The sequence below is a fragment of the Gryllotalpicola daejeonensis genome (assembly GCF_039538145.1).
Classification (GTDB): Bacteria; Actinomycetota; Actinomycetes; order Actinomycetales; family Microbacteriaceae; genus Gryllotalpicola; species Gryllotalpicola daejeonensis.
This window is the reverse complement of record NZ_BAABBV010000001.1, coordinates 534,144-554,474: the sequence shown is the minus strand read 5'-3', so window position 1 is coordinate 554,474 and position 20,331 is coordinate 534,144. Positions and strand designations below refer to the sequence as shown.

Here is a 20,331-nt window from a genome sequence, read left to right as displayed (position 1 = left end):
CAAGACGAGCAGGGGACTCATAATCCCTGGGTCGCGGGTTCAAGTCCCGCCCGCCCTACATCTCGCTAACCCACGCAGTACAGCGATCGTGGTGAGACATCTCGACGCGACCGGCCCGTCGGGTCAGACTGCCGGCATGACAGCAGTAGCGGCGATCACCAACCTTCATACGGACAACGTCGAGCGGGCGCGCGAGTTCTTCGGGGTCCTCGGGCTGACAGAAGTCGGGATGGACCAAGGCTGGGTTGTCCGGTTCGTTGCTGAGGATTCCGGCGCGTGCGTCCAGGTCGTGACTCGGGACGCAACTGCGCCGGAGGACTCGGTCATGACCATCAAGGTCGACGACGTGGACGCGGTGTACGAAGCGGCGCAGCAGCGCGGCTACGAGATCGTGCACCCGCTCACGAGCGAGCCGTGGGGCATCCGACGATTCTTCGTCCGAAGCCCCGACGGGCACGTCATCAACGTCGCCCACTGAATCCCGCATGTATTGGCGTCCCGTGCAGAGGCCGGCACCGCCCCGCTCGGCGCAGGCATGCCTGGCGCGGCGAGCGGGAACAGTCCGAGCATGAGCACAAGCATCCGTGCCGTCCTTTTCGATATCGACGGCACGCTGGTGGACTCGAACTATCTCCACGTTGCAGCCTGGCATCGCGCGTTCCAGGCGACGGGCGAGCAGGTGGATGCCTGGCGCATACACCGCGGCATCGGGCAGGATTCCGCGACCCTGCTGTCGAGCCTCGTGGGGGAGCGCTCTGACGAATGGGTGGAGCACGCGAAGTCGCTGCACACCCGCTTCTATGAGGATCTCGCTTCGCGGCTGCGCGTCTTCGACGGCGCCCGAGAGCTCATCACCGAGCTCGATCGCCGCGGCGTGCGCGTCGTGTTGGCGACCTCGGCCCCCGAGGACGAGCTCTCGCTGCTGACCGGCCTGCTCGCGGTCGACGACGCCGTGTACGCGACGACGTCGGCTGATGACGTCGACACCGCGAAGCCCGACCCTGACATCATCGGCATCGCGCTCGAGCGCGCCGGCGTCGGCGCCGCAGAGGCGATCATGATCGGCGACGCCGTCTGGGACATGAAAGCCTCACGGCGGGCGGGGGTGACGCCGTACGCAGTGCTCTCGGGCGGCGTCGGCGCTGAGGAGCTGCGCGAAGCCGGCGCGCAGGGCGTCTTCGAGGACGCGCGCGCCGTGCTCGAGCACCTGGGGAGCCTGCTCGGCGCGAACGGGTGACGGCGTGACGCAGAACGCGCAGAAGCCTGCGAGCAGCGGCCCGGCAGCGTTCGCGCGTCGGATTCTGCACGAGACGGCGCGCGAGTTCCACTGGGACAAGCGCGCGGGCGCCCAGGCACGGCTGCTGCTCGCACTCAAGGCGGCGATCGCCGCCGGCCTGGCGTGGCTCGTGGCCCAGGTTGTGCCGGGCGCGGCATCCCACTATCCCTATTACGCGCCGCTCGGTGCCGTCATCGCCACCGGGCCGACCGTGCTCGGCGGCATCCGTGAGGGTATCCGCACCGTCATCGGGCTCGCCGTCGGCATCGGGCTCGCGCTGCTCGTCGTCCTCATCGGCGGCCCGCACATCATCACCGTGCCGATCGCCGTCGCGATCGCCGTGCTCGCTGCGGGCTTCCAGTTCGTGGGCGAGGGGAACACGTGGGTGGCTTCCGCCGCGATCTTCGTGCTGCTCATCGGCGGGTCGGACCCCGCCGATTACTCGGTGGGCTACCTCGTGCAGACGCTGCTGGGCGCCGCGGTCGGGGTCGCGGTGAACATGCTGATCCTGCCGCCGCTCGCGGTCAGCGAAGCTGCGCACAACCTCCGGGCGCTGCGCGATCGCCTGGCCGATCACCTCGAAAGCCTTGCTCAGGCGCTCGAGGACGACGACGTCGACGGCCAGTCCTGGGCGGCGCGGCTTGATCGCCTGCAGGGGGATGCCAGTGCGGTGCGGCGCTCGGTGCGACGGGCGGACGAGAGCCGGCGAGGCAACCCGCGCGCGCTCCGCGGCGATGTCAGCACCGCGGTCGACACCTACTACGAGCAGCTGCGCGCGTTCGAGCGGGCGACCTTCGCGGTCACCGACCTCACCGACATCCTGGGTCACGCCTCGCCGGTGACCGAGCCGTTCGGCGGTGTCGACGCCGAACTCATCCCGGCTTTCGCCGAAGCGGCGCGCCGGGTCGCCGATGCACTGCGCACCGAACCGCGGAACGAGGAAGACCACGCCGCAGCGCGTCGCGAGGCAAAGACCGCGATCGAAAACCTGCAGCGCGAGCTCGACAAAGAGGGCGAGGCGCACCCGTCGGAGGTGCCGATGAGCACCGCAGCGGTTGTCGCACTGCGCAACGTGCTCGTTGCGGCATCCCCCCGCGATGCCTAGCCGCGAAACGCAACGCGGTGTTCACATTCCGAAAGCGAACTACCTATAGTGTGTCCTCCTAAAGGGGGCCAACCCGACGGCCCTGTTTTTCGAGGACGAATATGACGCAGCCCGCTGCGCACAGCCCCGGTGCGCACCCCGACAGTGTCGAATTCCTGGTCATCGGAGCTGGACCGACCGGTCTGGGCGCTGCCGCCCGGCTGGAACAGCGCGGCATCGACTACCTGGTCGTCGACTCAGCCGATCGAATCGGCGGCGCGGCCGCCGCTCACACCGATGATCGTGGCTTCACCTGGAGTGTCGCCGGCGCGAGTGGTGCCCAGTGGCACGCGATCGCCGATCGGCTCGTCGACGTCGACCGGCTGCGGCTGGGCATGCGGGTCGCTCACGTCGACCTCGCCCGGCGCACCGCGATCTTCGCGGATGGACGCGCCATCAGCTACCGCTTCTGCGTCTCGAGCGCGCCGCTGCCCACGGCTCTCAGCTGGGCCGGTGCGCGCGATCTGGGCACCGGGCTGCGCGCGCATCGGGTACTCGCCGTCGGAGCCGGGTTCCGTGGCAGGGTCCCGGCCGGGCTGGCATCCGCCCTCGATGCGGAGCACGCGCCATGGGCGCGCCTCGTGGACAGCTCGGAGCTCGCGCCGGCGGGCCACTGGAGCGTGCTCGCCGAGCTGCGCTTCCCCGGCCGCGACGACATCGACACCGCCCGCGCGGTCAGCTCGGTGCTCGGCGCGCTTGAGGCGTACGGCGCGGCCCCAACGCCCGCCGTCACGACGTGGACGCGCGAGTTCTCGCCGGCCTGCCCCGAGCCGAGCGACGACCGCGACGAGCTGCTGCGCACCATCGACGCACGGCTGACGGCTCGCGGATTCTTCAGCCGCGGTCTTCTCGGCGGCTGGCGGCCGGAGGCATCCGATCTCGGCGGTGCCTACCGCCAGGGCGGAGAGGCCGTCGAGGCCGCGATCGCCGGAACGGCAGAGGCGGCGTACTGGGTGGGAGCTAGTCAGCCTGAAACCGAGTCAGCGGCCTGATCAGCTCGGGGCCATTGCCCTTCACCGGGCCGACCCTGTCGAACACCAGCGTGCTCGCCACGCCCTTCGACACCTCGATCATCTCGTCGAGCAGCCTCTGATCGCCGACCACCGTCGGGTCGATCCAGTGCGCCCAGAGCTCGCGCGGCAGCATCACGGGATTGCGATCGTGGATGTCGGCGAGCGTCTGGATCGTGTCGGCGGTGAGGATCGTCGCCGACAGCACCCAGCGCGCGGGATCGTCGCGGTCGAATGCGGGGTCGGCCCACCACGAATACAGGCCCGCCAGCCCCATCAGTTCCTCGCCCTCGGGGTGGATGAAGTAGGGCGTCTTCGTCTTCCCGACGGTCTGCCACTCGAAGTAGCCGTTTGCGGGGATGATCGCGCGCTTTGAGACGACGGATGCCTTGAACATCGCCTTCGTCGCAGCCTCTTCGGCTCGCGCGTTGAAGGTCGGGAACTTCAGCTTCTTGGTCTTCGACCAGGACGGGATCAGGCTCCAGTGCGCGGTCTCGAAGCGCCTCTGCACAGCGGCATCGCCCTTCTTCGACTCGAGGATCACACCGATCTGATCGGTCGGGCTGATGTTCCACGACGGCACCCAGCTCGCCGGGATGTAGTCCTCGAGCTCGCCGCCCGACATCACGAAATCGGTGATGAGCGCGTTGACCTTGTCATCGAGGGCGAAGCGACCGCACATGCCTACATCTTGCTACCGTGGCCGACATGCTGATCGCCCTCGCAGGTCTTCCGGGAAGCGGCAAGAGCGCGGTCGCTTCGGAGCTCGCGCGGCGTCTTCCTGCCGTCCACCTCGCCGTCGACGAGCTGGAGGACGCGATGCTGCGCGCCTCTCTGCCGAACAGCTATGAGGTCGGGCTCGCCGCGTATCTCGGCGCAGAGGCGCTGGCAGAGGCGAATCTGCGTCTCGGCGCGCATGTCATCGTGGACGCCGTCAACGACCACCCGTACGCGCGCGGGCAGTGGTATCAGCTCGCCGCCCGAACCGAGGTTCCGCTCGCCTTCGTCGAGGTGACCTGCAGTGATGTCGAGCTGCACCGGCAGAGGCTCGAGCATCGCTCGCGCCCGTACGCCGCGCTGCCCGAGCCGACCTGGGAGTCACTGCTGCCGCGCCGCGAGGCGTTGAAGCGCTGGGAAGACGAGCGCATCAGGGTCGATACGGCGAACGGCAACCCGGCCGCGCTCGCGACACTTGTTCTGGAGCAGCTCACGCAGCACTGAATGTCGGTGGTGTGTTCGACAATAGGAGCGTGCACATCGTCCTCGACCGGCGCCCCGACGGGGGCGTCACGGCGACGGTGCTCGACGCGGCGGCCGAGCCGGTCGAGACCGCTGAGCTTGGGGCATCCGATCTCATCGAATTCGTGCGCGCCCGGGAAGGCGAGCATCCGCGCTGGGTGTGGTCGAGCACCTCGCGGTGGTACCCGGCGCTGCTCGCCGCGGGCGTGCGGGTGCAGCGCTGCGTCGATCTCGCGCTCGCGCATCGGATTCTGCGCGCCTCGCTACTCACCGCCGATTCAGATCTGGCGCGTGAGCCGGCCGGCGTGTGGGACGACATCGCGCGGCTCGTGGCGGCGCCGGCAATGGAATCCGGTGCGCCGGCGCTCTTCGACGTCGACGAGCCCGCGCCGTCGGTGCCGCTCGACCCGGTGCGCGAGTTCGAGGCGCAGCAGGCGGCGGTGAAAGGGGCGAGCCGTCCCGGCGCGTTGCGCTTGCTGGTCGCGGCCGAGTCGGCGGGGGCGCTGGTTGCGGAAGAGATCCGCTTCGCCGGAATGCCGTGGCGCGCCGAGGTGCACGACCGTGTACTGACCGAGGCGCTCGGCCCGCGTGCGCCCGACGGCCGGCACCCGGCGCGGCTCGAGGCGCTCGCTGCACAGATCCGCGAGATGCTGAATGCGCCCGGGCTCAATCCCGACTCGCAGCAGGAGCTGCTGGCCGCGCTGCGGCGCGCCGGGCTCGACGTGAGCTCCACGCGGAAGTGGGAGCTGCGCGATGTCGAGCATCCCGTGATCGCGCCCCTGCTCGAATACAAGAACCTCTACCGGCTGTTCACCGCGAACGGCTGGGCCTGGCTCGAGACGTGGGTGCACGACGGCCGGTTCCGGCCCGACTACGTGGTCGGCGGCGTCGTCACGGGGCGCTGGGCCACGAGCGGCGGGGGAGCGCTGCAATTGCCGAAGAACATCCGGCGCGCGGTCGTCGCCGACCCCGGGTGGAAGCTCGTCGTCGCCGATGCGGCTCAGCTGGAACCGCGCGTGCTCACGGGGCTGGCCGGCGATCAGGCGATGGCGGATGCCGGGCGCGGCCGTGACCTGTACGACTCGGTCGTGGCAGCGGGCGTCGTCGCGAGCCGCCACGAGGCGAAGGTCGCGATGCTCGGCGCGATGTACGGCGCGACCACTGGCGATTCGGCACGGCTCAAGCCGCGGCTAGGGCGTGCGTTTCCGAAGGCGATCGCGCTCGTCGACGCCGCTGCACAGCAGGGTGAGCGCAGTGACCAGGTCATGAGCCGCCTCGGCCGCACGTCACCGCGGCCCGGCGGGTCGTGGCGCGAGGTGCAAGAGCGCGCGAGTCAGCCCGGCGCATCGGCGGCCGACGAGCGCCGTGCGCGGTCGCAGGCACGCGACTGGGGTCGGTTCACGCGGAACTTCGTCGTGCAGGCATCCGCTGCGGAATGGGCGCTGTGCTGGATGGCCGAGCTGCGCCTGCGACTCGCGGAGCTGGGCGACGGCAGCCTCGAGAACGGCCCGCACCTCGTGTTCTTCCTGCACGACGAGATCATGGTGCACACGCCCGAGCACCTCGCGCCGCAGGTCGAGCGGCTCGTGCGCGAGGCCGCCGCGCAGGCGGGGCGGCTGCTGTTCGGAACATTCCCGGTCGACTTCCCGTTGCAGGTCGCGACGGTCGACACGTACGCAGATGCCAAGTGATCGACACCCCTCAACCTAGGATCGAGCCCATGACTGACATCACTCCCGCAGAGCGCCTGGCCACCTTCCGCAGCCGCCGCGAGGAGTCGGTGAAACAGCCGCAGGGCAGCCTCGCGCTCGTCAACACGCAGTGGATCACGGGCGACCCTGAGGCGGCGCAGACGGTGTACGGAGTGCCGGGCACGTACTATCCGCTGCCCGCGGGTGAGAAGGGTCTTCGTCTGGTCGCGACCGCCGCCGATGGCATCCTGGTCGACGGCGAGCCGGTCGACGGCGAGGTCATCATCTCGGCGAAAGACGGTGAGAAGCCGAGCTCCATCGTCTTCGACGACCACACGACGGGCACCGTCATCGTGAACGAGGCCGGCACCGAATACGCGCTGCGCGTGTGGGACGCCAAGTCTGAGGACCTCGAGAACTTCGGGGGCATCGACACCTACGACTACAACCCCGAGTGGGTCATCACCGCCAAGTTCACGCCCGTCGAGGGACTCTCGGTCGGCTTCGAGCACATCAAAGACGAGGGTGAGGAGCGCGACACCGCCATCCCCGGTGAGATCACCTTCGAGAAGGACGGCGTCGCCTACAACCTCGCCGCGTTCAAGTCGGGTCGTGCGCTGCAGCTCGTCTTCGCAGACTCGACCAACGGCGACGAGACGTACTCGGTCGGGCGTTTCCTCTTCGTCGCGCCGAACCCCGACGGCACCATCACGCTCGACTTCAACCTCGCGGTGCTGCCGCCATGCGCGTTCAGCTATCAGTTCAACTGCCCGCTGCCGCCGAAGCAGAACCGATTCGGCGTGCCGATCCGCGCCGGCGAGAAGAACGCGCTCAACAAGGCCGGCGAGCTGCTGCACGCGTTCTGAGCTGGGCCCTAGGCGATCGCCGCCCGCCCGGCGCTCTCGGTCTGGCGGTGTCCGGCCACGAGCCACGCGCCAAGGGCGATCGCGATCGTGAGGCCGAAGGTTCCGAACACGACCTGCGCCCACGGCATCGCGAACACCTGACCGGGGGCGAGCCCGAACGCGCTGAAGACCGTGAGGGTTGCCGTCAGAGCGCCAAGAATCGCCCCAGTGCCCACGATGATCAGTGCCTGCCAGAACGCGACCGAACGGCGCATGTGCGGCGAGGCTCCGACGGCATCGAAGACCGCCGCGTCGCGAGCGCCGTCCTGGCGCGCCAAGCTGAGCGCGACAACCGCCGCCGCGAGGGCGATCAGCGAGCTCGCCGCGAGGGCGCCCCAGGAGAAGACGGGCGACGTGGGCGTCGGCCCCGTCTGCACGCCAGCGCCGAAGGCATTGTGCGCGCCTGCGTTGATGACGTTCATCGCGGCTCGCAGCGCGTCTTGCTCGCCCTCCGTCGGCGGTCGTTTGAGCGAGGCGAGCAGCACCCGCGGCGTCGCGTCGATGCCGAGACGTCGCGCTGCGTCAGGGGATACCACGACGCCGAACGAAAGCGGATGCGGCGTCGGCTCGTAGACCGCCGGAAGCGCGGCCGACTTCTGCGGTGACGCGAGTGTGTCGACCTTGCGGAGATCCTGGGTCTGCTGCGCGGTGAACCACCCGATGTTCAGGCGGCCGTCGGCGACGTAGGAACGGTGGAGGGAGACAGCGCCTCCGGATTTCAGCTCGGCAGCCGCAGCCGCGCTGGGCGCGTGACCGAGAATCTGAGTCAGGGCGGTCACGCCGCCGACGACGAGCAGCGGAGCGGCATCGCTCGACAGTCCGTAGTCCGCGACGAGGTCGCTGCAGCGCCAATCCTTGTCGCTGGCGCTGTCTTCGAGATAGCCCTGCATGGTCTTCGGGCATCTGTTGGCCTTTGGCGCGATCGGCACCGGATAGAGCGAGTGGTCCGCGGCGTCGATGTCGCGCGTCGGCAGCTGGGCGCCTGAGATCAACACCGGCTTCGTGATCGGCAGAGTGCGTGTCAGTGCAGCGGTGAGCTCGGCGCGATGTGCGGCGAGAGTCTCGCCTTCGGGGGCGTCCGTGCTCACATACGCTGCCACCTGCTGATCACTGATGTCCCAGGAGTAGCGTGCACTGCTGGCTGCATCCTCCGACGCGATCAGGCCCATGAAGAACACGGCCAGGAAGCTCGTGGTCATGATCGAGGCGATCGCAGGCACCGCGCGTGAGCGGTTGCGCGCGAGGTCACGGCTGGCGAGGCGGGATGCCACGCCGAGGCGGCGCAGTGCCGCTCCGACGCCGGCGAGGACGAGGCTCGACATCAGAATCAGGCCGAGCTGTGTCACGATCACGCCGCCCGTGATGCCGAAGTACAGCAGTGAGACGATGCGCGCCGCGTGCTGTTCGATGAACCCGTGCCCGCCGGGAGTAGTGAACCAGCCGGAAGCAACGCCAGCAGCGAGGATGCCCGACGCCAGAGCGACGATGGCGCCCACCAGCGTCACGATCGTTCCCATGATCGGCCGTCGTGCGTGTGACCGCGCTGGTCGGGTTGCGCCGCGCAGAGCGCCCACCACATCGAGACGTGAGACGAGGACCGCGGGTACGACCGCGGCACAGGTTCCGATCACGGTCGCCGCCAGCACCATGAGCGCGTACGCCCACCAGACGAAGTGGTAGCCCGGGTAGTGTGCGGCGCTGCCGTCTGCCGTGAGCCGCAGGAAGACCGAGCCTGCACCGACGCCGATCACCGAGCCGACCACGCCGCCGACAGCGCCCAGTAGCGCACCCGTGAGGGTGACGACCCCGATCAGCACGCCGCGGGAACCGCCGGAGCTCGCAATGATCGCCAGCACGCGCTGCCGCTGCTTTGCGCCGATGAAGAAGGCGGAGCCGGCGAGCAGAATCACCTCGAATGCACCGAAGACCAGGGCGAGACTCAGCGCAAGCCACAGGCTCCCGTCGCTCGACTGGACGTTGTGCCAACCGTGCAGCCCGTAGCGCGCGACGAGTGCGCGCGAGACGACGATGTAGCCCGCGTGGTTGAGAGCCTTCGCCTGCGTCGCGTTCACATCGAGCGCCGGCAAATAGTAGGAGTAGGACTGCGCCGCGGGTTGGGCAGTGGTTCCGTCAAGGGCACCGTCATCAAGGAAGACCTCTGGGGTCGCTCGCGTCACTCGCGTGTCGTCCACGACGCCGGTGATGGTGAAGTCTCCGCTGATGGGCGTGCGCAGGTGCACGGCATCACCGACCTGCACGCCCAGGCGGCCGAGTGCTGCCGCGGTGACCATCGCCTCCTGGCCGTTCTGCGGCGCCCGGCCCGATACCACCGAGAACCGGCCGCGGAAGGTCTGGTCCCACACCGGGCCGACCGTTGCGGCCACGTCGGCGACGCCCGTGCGCGAATCGGCCTCGACCGTGGTGTCGGCGAGCCGCAGCACGCGTGTGCCACTCGGCAGCACGCTCGCGAGTGGGACGTCGCCAGGGTCACCGGTCGTATGCAGAGGGTTGCCCTGGCTGTCGTAGGAGATCTCCCACTGATCCGATCCGGGTGGTTTCTGACGCAGCGAGCTGTCGGGCGCGTTCACGAGCTGGATCCGGCTCTGTGCGTGACCCATGAGCGCATCCATGCTCTCGGCTGTCGTCGCGTTGCGTGAGTCCACGATGAGCACTGCACCGGCGTAGCCGATGATCGGGACCGCGATCAGCGCGATGATCAGCGCGGCCTGCGGGCGGCTCAAGGCGGTTCCGCGTCGTGCAAGGCGCCACGCCAGGGCCAGCGCGCTCACACGTGCCGCCCGCCCGCGCCGGCGAGCAGCTGTTCGGGTGCCTCACGCCGCGTGCCGTCGACGATGCGGCCGTCGCGCAGGAACACGATGCGGTCGGCCCAGGCCGCGTGGCGCGAATCGTGAGTGACGAGGATGCCACCTGCGCCGGCGTCGATGCGCCGGCGAAGCATCCGCATCACCAGCTCACCCGTCGTCGAATCGAGCGCCCCAGTCGGCTCGTCTGCCAGAATCAGGCGGCGCTGGCCGACGATCGCCCGCGCGATCGCCACGCGCTGCTGCTGACCGCCCGAGAGGTCGTCGGGGTAGGCCCCCGCCCGGTCATCCAGCTCGACTGAGCGCAACGCGTCATGCCCGGCGGAGCGCGCCTTGTTGCCGCGCCAGCCGTCCAGCTCGAGCGGCAAGGTCACGTTCTCGAGGGCGGTGAGCGACGGCACCAGGTTGAAGTCCTGGAAGACGAAGCCGAGAGTTCGCCGCCGCAGCTGCGCGAGTCTCTTGGCCGACAGCGTCGACAGATAGATGCCGCCGACAGTGACCTCGCCCGCCGTGGGCACGGTCAGGCCGCCCGCGATCGTGAGCAGCGTCGACTTCCCCGAACCCGACGCGCCCATGACTGCCACGAGTTCGCCCGCGTTCACCTCGAGGTCGATGCCAGAGAGCGCGGTGACGGATGCCTCGCCCTTGCCGTATTGCATGGCGATGCCGTCGAGCCGAAGCAGGGGAGTGGTCACCTCAGGCCTCCTTCGCGGCGGAGTGCACCCGCGCCGGCCGGCCGCGCTTCGGCACCTCCGTACTCAGCGGCAGCTCGCCAGTGACGCCGGCGGCGACCGCGCGTGCGAGGCGCCCCTCAGCGTGATCGAGCCAGCGCAGCTCGCCGTCGATCTGGAAGATCTGCGCGTCGATGAGCAGGAGATACGCGAGGTCCTCGGCGGAGCCCGGTTCGTCGATCGCGTCCTTAGTGCGCGTCAGGTCACGCAGCAGCGCGAGCGTCGCGGTGCGCTGCACCTGGATCACCTCTGTCACGTCGACGCCGGGAAGTGTCGCGGCGACGGCGAGCTTGATCGCCAGCTCGTCGCGGGCCGCCGTCTGGCGCTCGACGGGGGAGGACAGCCATGACGAGACGGCCTCGCGGCCGGCATCCGTGATCTCGTAATAGGCGCGACCCTCCCGGTCGCTGTCACCCTTCGCAACCAGCCCGTCGCGCTCGAGGCGCTCGAGCGTCTGATAGATCTGGCCGACATTGAGCGGCCAGGTTCCGCCGGTGCGGCGGTCGAACTCGGCGCGCAGCTGATACCCGTAGCAGGGGCCCTGGTCGAGGATGGCGAGCAGGCTCTGACGAACTGACATGCGGTATGTATATACCGAGTAATTGCATACCCGCAATGACGACACGCGCGAGAGTCGAATTACGCGCTTGGAATTCGCTCTCGTGCTATGTCACAATGCCCATGTCGTTTTCGACGCCGTTCATCGGTCGGAGGGGAAGCCGCACCGGAACGAACGGAGGACGAGATGACGGCCACAACTGCACAGCCAGGCGTCGCCAAGGCCCGAGGGGTGCTCTTCGTGCACTCCTCACCTCGTGCGCTCTGCCCGCATCTCGAATGGGCGGCAGGGCGCGTCCTCGGTCGTGCCGTGAACTTCGACTGGGCCCCGCAGCCGGTGCAGCGCGGCAGCATGCGCGCCGAGTTCTACTGGGAGGGCGACACCGGTACCGCCGCCGCCCTCGCGAGCGCGTTCCGCGGGTGGGACGAAGTGCGCTACGAGATCACCCAGGACCCGACCGCCTCGAGCGACGGCGCCCGCTATCTGCACACGCCGTCGCTCGGCATCCACTACGCGCAGACCGACACGGCCGGCAACATCGTCATTCCTGAGGACCGAATGCGCTACGCGATGGAGCTCGCGGGCAGCGACGTTCTTGCGCTGCACCGCGAGCTGCACGCGGCGCTCGGCCAGGCGTGGGACGACGAGCTCGAAGCGTTCCGCCACGCGAGCGACGACAACCCGGTGATCTGGCTGCACTCGTTCGCGGGCTGACGCGCTACACCGTCTTGAACGCCACCACGGCGTTGTGACCGCCGAAGCCGAACGAGTTGCTGACTGCGGCCAGATCGCCGTCGGGCAGCTGACGCGGCGAGGTGACGACGTCGAGGTCGATCTCGGGATCCTGGTTCTCGAGGTTGATGGTGGGCGGTGCCGTGCGCTCATGCAGGGCGAGCACCGTGAACACCGCCTCGAGCGCACCCGTGCCGCCGAGCAGGTGGCCGGTCGACGCCTTCGTCGCCGTGACGGCGACCTGGTCGAGGTGGTCGCCGAAGATCGCGCGCAGCGCCTTGTACTCGGCGATGTCGCCGACACCGGTCGAAGTGGCGTGGGCGTTCACGTGGACGATGTCGGATGCCGCGAGCCCGGCCTGCTCGAGGGCGAGCTTCGTGGCGCGGGTGGCGCCGAGGCCCTCGGGGTCGGGGGCGGTGATGTGGTACGAGTCGCTCGTGATGCCGCCGCCGGCGACCTCTGCGTAGATCTTGGCGCCGCGAGCCTTGGCGTGCTCCTCGGTCTCGAGCACGAGGGCTGCTGCCCCCTCGCCCATGACGAAGCCGTCACGGTCTTTGTCGTAGGGGCGCGAGGCGCGCGCCGGGTCGTCGTTGCGCTTCGAGAGAGCCTGCATGCTCGCGAAGGCCGCGACGGTGATGGGGTGGATGCAGGACTCGGAGCCACCCGTGATGACGATGTCGGCGAGACCCTGCTGCAGGTGGTCGTAGGCGTTGGCGAGCGACTCGGTGCTCGAGGCGCAGGCCGAGACGACCGTGCGGGCACCTGCGCGCGCGTTCAGGTTCATCGAGACCGCGGCCGCCGGGCTGTTCGGCATGATCATCGGCACGGTCATCGGCAGAACGCGGCGCGGGCCGCGCTCCCGCAGGGTGTCCCAGGCGTCGAGCAGCGTCCACACGCCGCCGATCCCGGTCGCCCAGTCCACCAGCAGGCGGTCGGGCTCGAAGTCTTCGATCGCGGCATCCGCCCAGGCTTCACGCGCAGCGATCAGCGCGAACTGCGCCGCGGGGTCCAGGCGCTTGAGCTCGACGCGCTCCATGACCTCGGCCGGGCGCACGCGCGCCTCCGCGGCGAAAGTGACAGGAATCTCGTACTGGGCGACCCAGTCATGCTCGAAGCTGCGCGCACCGGATTCCCCGTTGAGCAGAGCCTTCCAGGTGTCCTGTGCGGTGCCGCCGAGCGGCGTGGTCGCGCCGATTCCGGTGACGACGATCTTCTTCGGTCCCACGATGTTCCTTACTGCGATTTGAGCCACGTGACGTGCGACGAGCGCGAACAGTGACGCGGTCGGCTCTGACGTCTGTCAGACGCCGACCGCGTACGTCGTCAGAAGTCTCAGGCCTGGGCCTTGACGATGTAGTCGACGGCGTCGCCCACGGTCTTGAGGTTCTTCACCTCGTCGTCCGGGATCTTGACGTCGAACTTGTCCTCGGCGTTGACAACGATGGTCATCATCGAGATCGAGTCGATGTCGAGGTCGTCGGTGAAGGACTTGTCCAGCTGAACGGAGTCGGTGGCGATGCCGGTCTCGTCGTTGATCAGCTCGGCCAGGCCGGCGAGGACTTCTTCGGTGGACAGTGCCATTTGGGTTCTCCTTGATGTGTCGTGTGACCGCTTCAAGCTTAGTGAACGGTCTATTCCGTGGTCGGTAGGTCAGGGCAGCGCGACGACCTGCGCCGCGTAGGCGAGGCCGGCGCCGAAGCCGATCTGCAGCGCAAGGCCACCCGACAGCTCGGGGTGCTCTGCGAGCAGGCGGTGGGTCGCGAGCGGAATGCTCGCCGCGCTCGTGTTTCCGGTGTCGGCGACGTCGCGCGCGATCACCACGTGCTCGGGAAGCTGCAGCTGGCTGGCGAATTCGTCGATGATGCGCATGTTCGCCTGGTGGGGGATGAACGCGGCGAGGTCGGATGCCTCGACTCCGGCGACCTCAAGGGCGCGGCGCGCCACCTTCGCCATCTCCCACACGGCCCAGCGGAAGACGCTCGGGCCCTCCTGTCGGATGTGCGGCCAGCCGGCGGTGCCGTCGCGGAACTCGAGCAGGGTGTTGCTCATGCCGACCGCGTCGGCACGCGAGCCGTCGGAGCCCCACACCGTCGCCGAGATGCCGGGCGCGTCGCTCGGGCCCACTACGGCGGCCCCGGCCCCGTCGGCGAGCAGGAACGAGATCGAGCGGTCGGTCGGCTCGATGATGTCGCTGAGCTTCTCGGCGCCGACGACGAGCACGTACTCAGCGGCCCCCGCGCGGATCAGTGCATCGGCCTGCGCGATGCCGTAGGCGTAGCCCGCGCACGCGGCGCTGAGGTCATAGGCCGCGGCGGGCGCGGCGCCGACGCGGTCGGCGAGGACCGCCGCCATGGAGGGCGTCTGCACGGGGTTGCTGATGGTGGCCACGAGCACGGCGCCGAGCTTCGATGCGGGCACGCCGCTCTTCGCGATCGCCTCGCGTGCGGCATCCGTTGCGAGGTCAACGGCCTGCACATCGCGGGATGCCCGCACGCGCGTCACGATGCCGGTGCGCTGCCTGATCCACTCGTCGGACGAGGCGATCGGTTCGACCACGTCCGCGTTGGGGACGACCAGGTCGCCGCGCGCGGCGCCCAGGGCGAGGATGCGCGTGAACTGCGGCCCCGTCGACTGGACGAGGGCGGGCATCAGGCGGTGCCGGCGAGCTCGGCGGCCGCCGCGAGGTCATCGGGGGTCTTGATGGCGACGGCGGGCACGCCCTTCAGGCCGCGCTTGGCGAGGCCGACGAGCGCGCCGGCCGGCGCGAACTCGACCAGTCCGGTGACCCCTGCTGCGGCAAAAGCCTCCATGTCGAGGTCCCAGCGCACCGGGTTCGCGACCTGGCCGACCAGCAGCTCGACGAACTCGGCGCCCGAGGTGACGACCGAGCCGTCCTTGTTGGTCCAGAGCGTGATCGCCGGATCAGCCGGGGTGAAACCTGCCGCCTTCGCGCGCAGCACCTCGCGCGCGGGCTGCATGAACCGCGTGTGGAAGGCGCCGGCGACCTGCAGCGGGACGACGCGCGTGCCGCGCAGCGGCTCTTCGGTGAGCTTGGCAAGCGCGTCGAGCGCGCCCGCGACGACGATCTGGCCGCCGCCGTTGTAGTTGGCGGACTCCAGGCCGAGGGCGGTGACGTGCTCGACCACCGCGTTCTGGTCACCGCCGAGGACGGCGCTCATGCCGGTCGGCACTGCGGCTGCGGCATCCGCCATCGCCAGAGCGCGAGCGCGCACGAACGCGAGCGCATCCGCTTCGCTCAGCACGCCCGCGACGGCCGCCGCGGTGATCTCGCCCACCGAGTGGCCCGCGACCGCGCCGATCTCGACACCCGCGGCGCGCAATGCGCGAGCGGTGAGCAGGCCGGCTGCGACGATGAGCGGCTGCGCTATCGCGGTGTCGCGGATCGTGTCGGCGTCGCTCACCGTGCCATGCGCGATCAGGTCGACATCGATCGACTCCGACCAGCTCGCGACGAGGTCGCGGGTCGCTGGGTCGGCGATCCAGGGCTCGAGGAAACCGGGGGTCTGGGAGCCCTGACCGGGCGCGACGAAGACGATCACGTCTCCATCTTGCCGAAGGCCGGGGATGCCTGGCTGGCCCGCTTCGATCAAGAAACGCCGAAAGCTTTGGCGAACCTCTACTAAACGAACCTCTACTAACGCAGGCCGCGACGCCGGTTGTTGCCGTCGGGTTCGGCGATCGCGCCGATGATGAGGGCCGACTGCAGTATGAGTGCCTCGCGTGCTCCGGTCGCGTCCCACCCGATGACGTCGCCGACGCGCTTGAGGCGGTAGCGCACCGTGTTCGGGTGCACGAACAGCTCGCGCGCCGTCGCCTCGAGGCTGCGGCCGTTGTCGAGGTAGCTCCACAGCGTGTTGAGCAGCTCGGGGGAGTGCGCCTTGAGCGGCTGGTAGATGCGGCCGACGAGGGTCGAGCGGGCGAGCGGGTCGCCGGCGAAGGCGCGCTCGGGCAGCAGGTCATCGGCGTGCACGGGGCGCGGGCAGTTGCGCCACGCCTTCGCCACGGCGAAGCCGGCCAGCGCCGCCTTGGCGCTCTTGGACGCGTCGACGATGCTCGGCACCGCGTGCCCCAGCACGAGGAATCCCGGCCCGAAATTGGGCTCGAGCTGCGTGGCGATCTCGAGGAACCCGATCGGCTCGGGGGTCGGCGCGGCATCTTCGTCGTCGCTGTGCTGCGGGTTGCCTGCCCGGCCGATGACCACGACGAGGCGGCTGCCCTGAACTCCGATCAGCACGTCCGCGCGCAGGTGGCGCGCCGTGCGGCGGATCTGGTCGACGTCGAGCATGCGCGGTGCGGTGCCGACGAGCACGCTGACCTCGCCGTGCCCGTGCCAGCCGAGGGCGGCGATGCGGCTCGGCAGCTCGTCGTCGTACTCGCCGGTGAGGATCGAGTCGACGACGAGGGCCTCGAGTCTCGCGTCCCAGAGGCCGCGAGACTCGGCGGCCCTGGCGTAGACATCCGCCGAGGCGAACGCGATCTCACGCGAGTAGATGAGGATCGCGTCGCGCAGGATCTCGCCGCCGTCCTTCGCCCTGTCCTCGACGACCGAGACCACGACGCGGATCAGCTGCAGCGTCTGCTGCAGGCTGATCGAGCGCAGCAGCTCGCGCGGCGCCGAGCCGAAGACGTCAGAGGCCACCCACGGCGTCGCGGTCGGGTCCTCGAACCAGTCGATGAACGAGGTGATGCCGGCCTGTGCCACCAGCCCGACCGCCGAGCGGCGGCCAGGCGGCATCTTGCCGAACCAGGGGAGCGTGTCCTCCAGCCGCTTCAGTGTCGCGCTGGAGAGCTCGCCTGAGATCTTGCGAAGCCAGACGAGGGTCTCTTCCTTGGTGCGCCGCACCACTCTATGCGTCACCGCCGGCGTTGCCAGAGGTGCCGGCGTTCACGTTGAACAGCTCGTAGCGCTGGATCGCCTGCAGCGGCAGCGACGGGTCGACCTTGCCCTCAGCGGCGAGCTGCTCGAGGGTGCGGACGACGACCGAGTGGCTGTCGATGTGGAAGTACCGGCGCGCCGCCGCACGGGTGTCGGCGAAGCCGAACTCGTCGGCGCCGAGTGTCGCGAATCGGTTCGGCACGAACTGGCGGATCTGGTCGGGCACCGCGTGCGTGAAGTCGGTGACCGCGACGATCGGGCCTTCAGCGCCCGACAGCTTCTGCGTGACGTACGGCACCTGAGCGGGCTCTTCCGGGTGCAGGAAGTTGTGCTCCTCTGCGGCCAGGCCGTCGCGGCGCAGCTCGTTCCAGCTGGTCACGGACCACACGTCGGCGGACACGTTCCACTCGTCGGCGAGGATCTGCTGCGCTTCAAGTGCCCACGGCATGGCGACACCGGATGCCAGCAGCTGCGCCTTGACCGCCTTGTCGGCCGCCCCGTCCTTCAGCTTGTAGATGCCCTTGACGACGCCGTCGACGTCGAGGTTCTCGGGCTCTGCGGGCTGCACGATCGGCTCGTTGTAGACGGTGATGTAGTACATCACGTTCGGGTCGGGGTGCGCGCCGCCGTACATGCGCTCGAGCCCCGAGCGGATGATGTGCCCGATCTCGTAGCCGTAGGCGGGGTCGTAGGTCACGACCGCCGGGTTGGTGGCCGCGATCATGGGCGAGTGGCCGTCCATGTGCTGCGTGCCCTCGCCGGTCAGCGTGGTGCGGCCCGCGGTGGCGCCGATCACGAAGCCGCGTGCGAGCTGGTCGCCGGCTGCCCAGAAGGCGTCCGCCGTGCGCTGGAACCCGAACATCGAATAGAAGATGTAGACCGGCACCAGCGGCTCGCCGTGCGTCGAGTACGACGTGCCGAAGGCGGTGAACGCGGCGGTCGCGCCGGCCTCGTTGATGCCCACGTGGTACAGCTGGCCCTGCGGGCTCTCCTTGTACGACAGCAGCAGCTCGCGGTCGACCGAGGTGTAGTGCTGGCCGCGCGGGTTGTAGATCTTCGCGTTCGGGAAGAACGCGTCCATGCCGAAGGTGCGCGCCTCGTCCGGAATGATCGGGACGATGCGCGGGCCCCAGTTCTTGTCGCGCAGGAGGTCCTTGAGCAGGCGGACGAACGCCATCGTGGTGGCGACCTCCTGCTGGCCGGAGCCGCGCTTCGCGATCGCGTAGGCCTTGTCGTCGGGCAGCTCGAGCTGCACGTACTTCGAACGGCGCTCGGGCAGGTAGCCGCCGAGCGCGCGGCGACGCTCGTGCAGGTACTGGATCGACTCGTCGTCGGGGCCCGGGTTGTAGTACGGGGGCAGCCAGTGGTCGCCCTCGTTGAGCTGCGCGTCGGTCAGCGGGATGTCGAGCGTGTCGCGGAAGAGCTTCAGGTCTTCGAGCGTCAGCTTCTTCATCTGGTGGGTCGCGTTGCGGCCCTCGAAGTGCGGGCCGAGGCCGTAGCCCTTGATGGTGTGCGCCAGGATGACCGTCGGCTGGCCCTTGTGCTCGACCGCCGCCTTGTACGCCGAGTAGATCTTGCGGTAGTCGTGACCGCCGCGCTTGAGCGCCCAGATCTGCTCGTCGCTGTAGTTCTTGACGAGCTCGAGTGCGCGCGGATCGCGACCGAAGAAGTTCTCACGCACGTAGGCGCCGTTCTCGGCCTTGTAGGTCTGGAAGTCGCCGTCAGGCGTGTTGTTGAAGAGGTTCAGCAGCGCGCCCTCGGTGTCGCGGGCGATCAGGTCGTCCCACTCGCGGCCCCAGATGAGCTTGATGACGTTCCAGCCGGCGCCGCGGAAGTAGCTCTCGAGCTCCTGGATGATCTTGCCGTTGCCGCGCACCGGGCCGTCGAGGCGCTGCAGGTTGCAGTTGACGACGAAGGTGAGGTTGTCGAGGCCCTCGTTCGCAGCGAGCTGCAGCTGGCCGCGCGACTCGATCTCATCCATCTCGCCGTCGCCGAGGAACGCCCAGACGTGCGAGTCGGCAGTGTCCTTGATGCCGCGGTTGGCGAGATAGCGGTTGAAGGATGCCTGGTAGATGGCGTTGATCGGGCCGAGACCCATCGACACCGTCGGGAACTGCCAGAATTCGGGCAGCATGCGCGGGTGCGGGTAGGAGGGCAGCCCATAGGGGGCCCGCGACTTCTCCTGTCGGAAACCGTCGAGCTGCTGCTCGGTCAGGCGGCCCTCGAGGAACGCACGCGCGTATGCGCCGGGGCTCGAGTGGCCCTGAAGGAAGAGCTGGTCGCCGCCGGAGGGGTCGTCCTGGCCGCGGAAGAAGTGGTTGAAGCCGACCTCCCACAGCGACGCGTAGGACGCGTAGCTCGAGATGTGGCCGCCGACCGCGACGCCGGGGCGCTGCGCCCGGTGCACCATGATCGCGGCGTTCCAGCGCATCCAACGGCGGTACCGGCGCTCGATCTCTTCGTCGCCGGGGAAGTCGGGCTCGTCCTCGGCGGAGATGGTGTTGATGTAGTCGGTGGTGGGGACCTGCGGCACACCGAGGTGGAGTTCCTTGGAGCGGCCGAGCAGGCTGACCATGATCTCGCGCGCGCGCTCGGGGCCCGCGCTCTTCACCAGTCCATCGAGGGACTCACGCCATTCGGCGGTCTCCTCGGGGTCCGAATCGACGCTTGTCACCGAATACGGATCCTGGTGGTTAACAGTCACTTCGACCTCTTTCTTGTGCCGGTCAGTACCTGTGCCGGGCGCACGATTGTCGGTTCACGACACGGCGCCGACGATCAGCCTAGTAGTGCGCGCGACGTGCTGGCGCCCAGGCCGGGTCGCAGGCATAGGCTGTGCGCATGGCTTTGGAGAACGACACCCAGGCCCCCGATTTCGAGCTTCCCAATCAGTTCGGCGAGCCGGTCAGGCTGAGCGATTTCCGCGGCAAGAAGGCCGTGGCCCTCGTCTTCTTCCCGCTCGCGTTCTCTGGGACGTGCACGGGAGAGCTGTGCGAGCTGCGCGACAACCTCGCCATCTTCCAAGACGCCTCTGTCGAGCTGATCGGCGTCTCGGTCGACTCGAAGTGGGCGCTGCGCGCCTGGGCTGAAGCCCAGGACTACGGATTCCCCCTGCTGGCCGACTTCTGGCCGCACGGGGCGGTCGCCAAGGACTACGGGGTGTTCCTCGACGAGCGGGGCTTCGCCAACCGCGCCACCTTCGTGATCGACGAAGGCGGTGTGATCCGAGCCAGCTTCATCTCCGCCCCTGGCGAGGCGCGCCCGCTCGCGGCATACCGCGACGCCCTCGACAAGCTCGCCACGCGCCGAGCGCTCAGCGCCTGAA

At 69.1% G+C, this 20,331-nt stretch carries 19 protein-coding genes; 9 read left to right on the top strand and 10 right to left on the bottom strand.

Annotated features, from left to right (window positions below; translation table 11 throughout):
- Positions 1 to 136: 136 nt before the first annotated feature.
- The 4 genes from ABD736_RS02755 (at position 137) to ABD736_RS02740 (ending at position 3,412) form a co-directional block, all read left to right on the top strand.
- Entirely contained in the window at positions 137 to 478 is a 342-nt protein-coding gene (locus ABD736_RS02755) for a VOC family protein (RefSeq protein WP_344790203.1), read from the top strand.
- A gap of 90 nt (positions 479 to 568) precedes the next feature.
- The gene (locus tag ABD736_RS02750; protein ID WP_344790202.1) at positions 569 to 1,237 is read left to right on the top strand and encodes an HAD family hydrolase; all 669 of its coding nucleotides are present in this window, start codon (positions 569 to 571) and stop codon (positions 1,235 to 1,237) included.
- 4 nt (positions 1,238 to 1,241) lie between these two features.
- Complete coding sequence (locus ABD736_RS02745) at positions 1,242 to 2,381, top strand: FUSC family protein (protein ID WP_344790201.1); 1,140 nt, start codon at positions 1,242 to 1,244, stop codon at positions 2,379 to 2,381.
- 101 nt (positions 2,382 to 2,482) lie between these two features.
- Positions 2,483 to 3,412 (top strand): NAD(P)-binding protein, encoded by a 930-nt coding sequence (locus ABD736_RS02740; RefSeq protein ID WP_344790200.1) that lies wholly within the window; start codon positions 2,483 to 2,485, stop codon positions 3,410 to 3,412.
- Here the strand turns inward: ABD736_RS02740 and ABD736_RS02735 are convergent.
- Positions 3,381 to 4,112 carry an SOS response-associated peptidase gene (locus tag ABD736_RS02735; protein WP_344790199.1) on the bottom strand — a complete coding sequence of 244 codons (732 nt, stop codon included), beginning with the start codon at positions 4,110 to 4,112 and terminating at the stop codon, positions 3,381 to 3,383. The two genes, ABD736_RS02740 and ABD736_RS02735, sit on opposite strands and share 32 nt — an antisense overlap.
- A gap of 26 nt (positions 4,113 to 4,138) precedes the next feature.
- Between ABD736_RS02735 and ABD736_RS02730 the strand changes: the two genes are divergently transcribed.
- From ABD736_RS02730 to ABD736_RS02720, 3 genes are read left to right on the top strand one after another with little or no spacing between them, the layout of a single operon-like run.
- Positions 4,139 to 4,651: a P-loop nucleotide/nucleoside kinase family protein gene (locus ABD736_RS02730; RefSeq protein WP_344792196.1), complete on the top strand. Its 513-nt coding sequence runs from the start codon at positions 4,139 to 4,141 to the stop codon at positions 4,649 to 4,651.
- A gap of 29 nt (positions 4,652 to 4,680) precedes the next feature.
- Positions 4,681 to 6,360, top strand: a complete 1,680-nt coding sequence (locus ABD736_RS02725; RefSeq protein ID WP_344790198.1) for a bifunctional 3'-5' exonuclease/DNA polymerase — start codon at positions 4,681 to 4,683, stop codon at positions 6,358 to 6,360.
- A 29-nt stretch (positions 6,361 to 6,389) separates the two neighbouring features.
- Positions 6,390 to 7,226, top strand: a complete 837-nt coding sequence (locus tag ABD736_RS02720) for a DUF1684 domain-containing protein (protein ID WP_344790197.1) — start codon at positions 6,390 to 6,392, stop codon at positions 7,224 to 7,226.
- A gap of 8 nt (positions 7,227 to 7,234) precedes the next feature.
- On the opposite strand, the gene ABD736_RS02715 is transcribed toward ABD736_RS02720, so the two are convergent.
- Genes ABD736_RS02715 through ABD736_RS02705 form a run of 3 tightly spaced genes read right to left on the bottom strand, consistent with a single transcriptional unit; the run spans position 7,235 to position 11,398 of the window.
- Positions 7,235 to 10,006: an FtsX-like permease family protein gene (locus tag ABD736_RS02715; protein WP_344790196.1), complete on the bottom strand. Its 2,772-nt coding sequence runs from the start codon at positions 10,004 to 10,006 to the stop codon at positions 7,235 to 7,237.
- Between the two features lie 44 nt (positions 10,007 to 10,050).
- A complete protein-coding gene (locus ABD736_RS02710) occupies positions 10,051 to 10,782 on the bottom strand; it encodes an ABC transporter ATP-binding protein (protein ID WP_344790195.1) in 732 nt (243 codons plus the stop codon).
- Between the two features lies 1 nt (position 10,783).
- The gene (locus ABD736_RS02705) at positions 10,784 to 11,398 is read right to left on the bottom strand and encodes a PadR family transcriptional regulator (protein ID WP_344790194.1); all 615 of its coding nucleotides are present in this window, start codon (positions 11,396 to 11,398) and stop codon (positions 10,784 to 10,786) included.
- Positions 11,399 to 11,563: 165 nt separating this feature from the next.
- Between ABD736_RS02705 and ABD736_RS02700 the strand changes: the two genes are divergently transcribed.
- Positions 11,564 to 12,091 carry a DUF3145 domain-containing protein gene (locus ABD736_RS02700; protein WP_344790193.1) on the top strand — a complete coding sequence of 176 codons (528 nt, stop codon included), beginning with the start codon at positions 11,564 to 11,566 and terminating at the stop codon, positions 12,089 to 12,091.
- Positions 12,092 to 12,095: 4 nt separating this feature from the next.
- On the opposite strand, the gene ABD736_RS02695 is transcribed toward ABD736_RS02700, so the two are convergent.
- The 6 genes from ABD736_RS02695 to aceE all read right to left on the bottom strand — a co-directional run bounded on the left by ABD736_RS02695 (position 12,096) and on the right by aceE (position 19,710).
- Positions 12,096 to 13,337: a beta-ketoacyl-[acyl-carrier-protein] synthase family protein gene (locus ABD736_RS02695; protein WP_344792194.1), complete on the bottom strand. Its 1,242-nt coding sequence runs from the start codon at positions 13,335 to 13,337 to the stop codon at positions 12,096 to 12,098.
- A gap of 104 nt (positions 13,338 to 13,441) precedes the next feature.
- A complete protein-coding gene (locus ABD736_RS02690; RefSeq protein ID WP_022880924.1) occupies positions 13,442 to 13,690 on the bottom strand; it encodes an acyl carrier protein in 249 nt (82 codons plus the stop codon).
- Positions 13,691 to 13,759: 69 nt separating this feature from the next.
- A complete protein-coding gene (locus ABD736_RS02685) occupies positions 13,760 to 14,758 on the bottom strand; it encodes a beta-ketoacyl-ACP synthase III (RefSeq protein ID WP_344790192.1) in 999 nt (332 codons plus the stop codon).
- A complete protein-coding gene (locus ABD736_RS02680; RefSeq protein WP_344790191.1) occupies positions 14,758 to 15,669 on the bottom strand; it encodes an ACP S-malonyltransferase in 912 nt (303 codons plus the stop codon). Before ABD736_RS02680 ends, ABD736_RS02685 begins: the two co-directional genes overlap by 1 nt.
- Before the next feature lie 95 nt (positions 15,670 to 15,764).
- Positions 15,765 to 16,973: a PucR family transcriptional regulator gene (locus ABD736_RS02675; RefSeq protein ID WP_344790190.1), complete on the bottom strand. Its 1,209-nt coding sequence runs from the start codon at positions 16,971 to 16,973 to the stop codon at positions 15,765 to 15,767.
- Between the two features lie 4 nt (positions 16,974 to 16,977).
- Positions 16,978 to 19,710: a pyruvate dehydrogenase (acetyl-transferring), homodimeric type gene (gene aceE / locus ABD736_RS02670; protein ID WP_344790189.1), complete on the bottom strand. Its 2,733-nt coding sequence runs from the start codon at positions 19,708 to 19,710 to the stop codon at positions 16,978 to 16,980.
- 137 nt (positions 19,711 to 19,847) lie between these two features.
- On the opposite strand from aceE, the gene ABD736_RS02665 reads away from it, so the two are divergent.
- Complete coding sequence (locus tag ABD736_RS02665) at positions 19,848 to 20,330, top strand: peroxiredoxin (protein ID WP_344790188.1); 483 nt, start codon at positions 19,848 to 19,850, stop codon at positions 20,328 to 20,330.
- Position 20,331: the final 1 nt, after the last annotated feature.